This is a genomic window from Pseudomonas reinekei, assembly GCF_001945365.1.
GTDB lineage: Bacteria > Pseudomonadota > Gammaproteobacteria > Pseudomonadales > Pseudomonadaceae > Aquipseudomonas > Aquipseudomonas reinekei.
The window spans coordinates 1-554 of record NZ_MSTQ01000062.1 but is presented as its reverse complement, the minus strand read 5'-3'; the positions used below and the strand labels follow the sequence as shown (position 1 = coordinate 554).

Below are 554 nucleotides of genomic sequence, written 5' to 3'. Positions count from 1 at the left end.
CAGTAAAAGGACACTGCTCCTCTGTGGATCAGCAAGAGGAACATGATTTCAAAAGGATATGGAACGCATGAGCTATACGGACAACACAGTGATCGCCACCAGCACGAGTCGTTTGCTGCCGAATAGATCCACGGATCGCAACATTGCGGTGCCGCGAGACCTGCCAGGCGTGGTGATTTTTTTGCACGGTGTGAATGACCCCGGGGCGTCTTATGAGTCGGTGGAAACCGGGTTGTGCCAGGGGGTGAATGAACGGCTGGATCGGCGGGATTTGAAGGCGGGGCGGTATGGGGCGGCTTACAGTGCGGCTAAAGAAGTGCCGCTTGAAACGTTGAGCAATGATCAGAGTGCCGTTCTCGATGATCCTGACACTTATCTTTATCGCCGAGATACTAACGCCCCAAAAATCCGTAGCCTGATGATCCCGTTCTACTGGGGCTATCGGGCCGCGCCGGACCACGTCAAGCGTGATGACGCCGGTGATCCGTTCCGGATGCGCAACCAGTTTCAGGATATCCACGGCAACCGCCTGGATCGCCACTTTGCCAAGGCTG

Annotated in this window: 1 protein-coding gene; it reads left to right on the top strand. The window is 55.8% G+C overall.

Annotated elements, in window-relative coordinates; genetic code table 11:
- Positions 1-67: 67 nt before the first annotated feature.
- Positions 68-554: T6SS effector phospholipase Tle3 domain-containing protein (locus BVK86_RS28995; protein WP_425272408.1), on the top strand; the 487-nt coding region annotated here is incomplete at its 3' end.